This window comes from Streptomyces ossamyceticus (assembly GCF_001418475.1).
GTDB lineage: Bacteria > Actinomycetota > Actinomycetes > Streptomycetales > Streptomycetaceae > Streptomyces > Streptomyces ossamyceticus.
In genome coordinates this window covers 1-4131 of sequence record NZ_LIQX01000617.1, presented here as the reverse complement: position 1 = coordinate 4131, position 4131 = coordinate 1, and the positions used below count along the sequence as shown (strand labels likewise).

At 72.7% G+C, this 4131-nt stretch carries 5 protein-coding genes; 4 read left to right on the top strand and 1 reads right to left on the bottom strand.

Annotated elements, in window-relative coordinates; all coding sequences use genetic code 11:
- Window positions 1-122: 122 nt before the first annotated feature.
- Together AOK15_RS34855 and mscL are read left to right on the top strand one after the other, a co-directional pair.
- Window positions 123-662, top strand: a complete 540-nt coding sequence (locus tag AOK15_RS34855; protein WP_338059943.1) for a CpaB family protein — start codon at window positions 123-125, stop codon at window positions 660-662.
- 123 nt (window positions 663-785) lie between these two features.
- Window positions 786-1262, top strand: a complete 477-nt coding sequence (mscL, locus tag AOK15_RS34850; RefSeq protein WP_055522305.1) for a large conductance mechanosensitive channel protein MscL — start codon at window positions 786-788, stop codon at window positions 1260-1262.
- A gap of 61 nt (window positions 1263-1323) precedes the next feature.
- On the opposite strand, the gene AOK15_RS34845 is transcribed toward mscL, so the two are convergent.
- Window positions 1324-1506 carry a hypothetical protein gene (locus AOK15_RS34845; protein WP_055522303.1) on the bottom strand — a complete coding sequence of 61 codons (183 nt, stop codon included), beginning with the start codon at window positions 1504-1506 and terminating at the stop codon, window positions 1324-1326.
- Between the two features lie 304 nt (window positions 1507-1810).
- Between AOK15_RS34845 and AOK15_RS34840 the strand changes: the two genes are divergently transcribed.
- Window positions 1811-3094, top strand: a complete 1284-nt coding sequence (locus AOK15_RS34840; RefSeq protein ID WP_055522302.1) for a low temperature requirement protein A — start codon at window positions 1811-1813, stop codon at window positions 3092-3094.
- Between the two features lie 67 nt (window positions 3095-3161).
- Window positions 3162-4131, top strand: a 970-nt coding sequence (locus tag AOK15_RS34835) for a P1 family peptidase (RefSeq protein WP_079058876.1), incomplete at its 3' end; no start/stop codon positions are given.

Genomic DNA, 4131 nt, shown 5'->3' with positions numbered 1-4131 from the left:
GCGTGAGCCCGGGCCTGCCCGCGGCCTCGGCCTCGGGCAGGCCCGGGCTCACGCACACGGCCCCCTCGGCCCCCTCAACCTCCTCGGCGTCGGCGATCGCGTCCTCGCGCGCATGCGACTCCGTGTCCACCCGCCTGCCCTCCTGGGCCGCCGGGCCGCCGGGTGCCGACGCGCCTCCCACCTGCGAGGTCCCGCACTTCGCGCCGCTACGGGTGCGGGGCGGCGCACAGCGGTTGCGGCGCCTCGCCCGCTGCCGGAGGCGGGCCATGGCGGCCGGTCTGGCGATGACCGCCGCCGCGCTACTGGCGACGGCGGCGGGCCCCGGGGACGGGGACGGGGAACGGGTCAGGGGGCACCCTGTGGCCGACCCCGTCCCCGAGCGCCGAGCCACTACCGGGACGGTCACCGCACCGGTACGCATCGCCGACGGCGCGACCGTACGGCTGCTGCGCCCCGGCGACCGCGTCGACGTGATCGCGGCGGAGCAGTCCGCCACGGGCGGTGACGCGCGGGTGGTCGCGCGAGGCGCCCGCGTCACGAAGGTGCCGGCGGCGAGCGCCACGGAGAGCGGCGCCCTGATCGTCCTGTCGGTGCCCCGCTCCACGGCGGCGCGCCTGGCCGGCGCGGGCGCGACCTCCCGCCTGGCGGTGACGCTGTGGTGAGGCGCACGCCCCCCGGCCGCACGTCAAGTCCCCCGTTGGTGGGACCCAATGGGACAGTCGGAGCAAGCCTTGACGTAGGTTGCGGAGTCGTTTGTTCCACAACCAGCGCAGAGAGGCCTCGTGGTGAGCGAGAAGAAGGAGCCGAGTGTCTGGGAGGGCTTCAAGGCCTTCCTGATGCGGGGGAACGTCGTCGACCTGGCCGTCGCCGTGGTCATCGGCGCGGCCTTCACGAACATCGTCAACTCCGTGGTGAAGGGCATCATCAACCCCTTGGTGGGGGCGTTCGGCACCAAGAACCTCGACAGCTACACCAGCTGCCTGAAGGACCCTTGCGAGGTCGCCAAGGACGGCACCGTGACGAAAGGCATCCAGATCGCCTGGGGTTCGGTGCTCGGTGCCACGCTGACCTTCGTCATCACGGCGGCCGTCGTCTACTTCCTGATGGTCCTGCCGATGGCCAAGTACCTGGCCCGCCAGGAGGCCCGCCGGAGGGCGAAGGAGGGCACCCACGAGGTCATCGAGGTGACGGAGCTGGAGGTCCTGAAGGAGATCCGCGACGCCCTGGTGGCCCAGCGCGGCTCGGGCCACGACCGCGAGTAGGCGCCCGCAGGGCGTATACCCGGCGAGGTCAGAGGTGGCGCCCGGCGTATGCCCGGCGAGGTCAAAGGTGGTGGGGCGGCTTCTCGTCGAGGAAGCGCTTGAGGTCGGCCGCGCTGTCGCCGCCGTCGCCGGGCCGCTCGCCCCAGCCGTGGTCCGTGTCGTCGGACGAGGGTCGGCTGAGCGGGTCGTCGAAAACCAGCGCGGCCTTGGGGTCACACGGCTCGGGGGCGGGAACGCTACTCATGCCTCCAGAGTACGGGCCCCCGCGCGAACGCCACCGGCCCGGCCACCGGACACCCCCACCCACGGCCCGAGCCGGGCACGGGATGTTCCCGTGCATCCCCCGAGCCAGTCACCGGACACCCCCATCCACCGCCCGAGCCGGTCACCGGACGACAGCTCCACCCGCGGCCCGAGCCGGTCACCGGATGCTCCCGTGCACCGCTGGAGCCGGTCGCCGGACCCCTCCGTGTACTCCCCCGGCCCGCACGTGCACTCATGCACACCTGAGCGAGAGTTCCCCCGGTTCTTCTGGTGTGCTTGGCGCCATGACGTCCAGTTCCACGCCCTCGACGCCCCCGGCGCGGGACCCCGACCCGGGCACCGCCCCGGCCACGGCTTCCGCCTCTCCCTCCGGTGCCGGCCGACCTCCGTTGCGTCGGCTCGTCGCCCGTGGGCGTGGGGAGGCGCACCGGGTCGCGTCGCCTCTCGAACTTTTCTTCGACCTGTGCTTCGTGGTCGCCGTCGCCCAGGCGGGCGTCCAGCTGGTGCACGCCGTCGCCGAGGCCCATGCCGCCGAGGGCATCCTCAACTACGCGATGGTCTTCTTCGCGATCTGGTGGGCCTGGATGAACTTCACCTGGTTCGCCTCGGCGTACGACAACGACGACGTGCTCTACCGGGTCGTCACCCTCGTTCAGATATTCGGTGTGCTCGTGCTCGCCGCCGGGATCGCCCGGGCCTTCGAGGACCACGACTTCCTGCTGGTCTGGCTCGGTTACGCGATCATGCGGCTGGCGATGACCGCGCAGTGGCTGCGGGTGGCCCGGTCGGCGGAGAGCGCCGAGCGCGTCATGGCGCTGCGGTACGCGGCCGGTGTGGCGCTGTGCCAGGTCGGCTGGCTGGGCCTGCTGATCCTTCCCGAGCCGGCCAGACCGTGGTTGTTCCTGGGGATGGCGATCCTGGAGCTGTGCGTGCCGGTGTACGCGGAGAAGGATTTCACCACGTCCTGGCATCCGCATCACATCGCCGAGCGGTACGGCCTGTTCACCATCATCGTGCTCGGCGAGACGATCCTGGCGGCCACGGTCGCCGTGAAGTCGGCCGCGGACGAGAACGACGCGCTGGGCGAGTTGCTGCCGATCGCACTGGGCGGACTGCTGATCGTGTTCTCCACGTGGTGGATCTACTTCACGGTGCCGATCCACGGGCATCTGCGCTCCAACAGGGAGAGCTTCCTGTGGGGTTACGGCCACTACCTGATCTTCGCCTCGGCGGCCGCGATCGGCGCCGGGCTGGAGGTCGCGGTGGAGGAGGCGGTGCACAAGGCGCACATCTCGACACTGGCCGCGTCCGCCGCCGTGACACTGCCGACGGCGCTCTACCTGCTCTCGGTGTGGGCGCTGCACGCCCGTCACTACAAGGTGGGCACGGCGCAGCAGGCCGTGTTGCCGCTGGCCGCGCTGGCAGTGGTGCTGTGCACGTTCCTGGGGCACTGGGCGGTCCTGGCGGCGGGCGTCGTGGCGGCGGGGACGGTGGCGATCGGTGTGGTCTTCACGGCACGTCGGGCCGGTACGGAGGGGGCCAGGACAGCCGCGACCGGGCAGGGTTGAGGGGGGTCACAGGCACGGTCCGACACACGCACACCCCGCCCCCGCCCGGTCGCAGACAAGGACGCAGATGACACGCGAGAGCTCCCGCACCCCCACGCCCTCCGGCCGTCCCCACCCCGTGGACGCCCTGACCGACGTGCTCGGGCTGCGGGTGGGGCACGCCACCCGGGCCGGCGGCGGCTGGTTGACCGGTACGACCGTGGTTCTCGCGCCGGAGGGCGGCGCGGTGGCGGCCGTGGATGTGCGTGGCGGCGGGCCCGGCACGAAGGAGACGGACGCGCTCGACCCGAGGAATCTGGTGCAGAGGGTCGAAGCGGTGGTGCTGACCGGCGGCAGCGCGTACGGGCTGGACTCGGCGTCGGGTGTGATGGCCTGGCTGGAGGAGCGGCACCGCGGGGTACGGGTCGGCCCCGATCCGGCGCATGTCGTGCCGGTGGTGCCGGCGGCCTGTGTCTTCGATCTGGGCCGGGGCGGCGACTTCCGGGCCAGACCGGACGCGGCGACCGGCCGGGCCGCGGTGGAGGAGGCCGCGGCGAGTGGGCTCGGCGCCCCGGTGGCGGAGGGGTGCGTGGGCGCCGGGACGGGGGCGACGGTCGGGCTGCTGAAGGGCGGTGTCGGCACCGCGAGCACCGTGCTCGGCTCGGGGATCACGGTGGCCGCGCTGGTGGTGGCGAACGCCGCCGGGTCGGTGATGGATCCGGAGACGGGGGTGTTGTACGGGGAGTTGTTCCAGGGGCGGGTGGAGTATCCGGCGGCCGAGGTGCACGAGGTCGCGCGCCGCAGGATCGCCGAGGCCGCCGCGAAGAGTCCGCCTCCCCCGCTGAACACGACGTTGGCGGTCGTCGCGACCGACGCCGAACTGACCCGCGCCCAGGCCCAGAAGCTCGCCGGCACCACCGGCACGACATGCGCCGGATCGGGGCCGACCCGTACCCCGCGGTGCCGCTCCTCCAGCCAGGCCATCACACCCGACGCCGAGTCCAGCCCGTACGCGCTGCCGCCGGTCAGCACCACCGCTTCGACCCTCTGCACCAGAT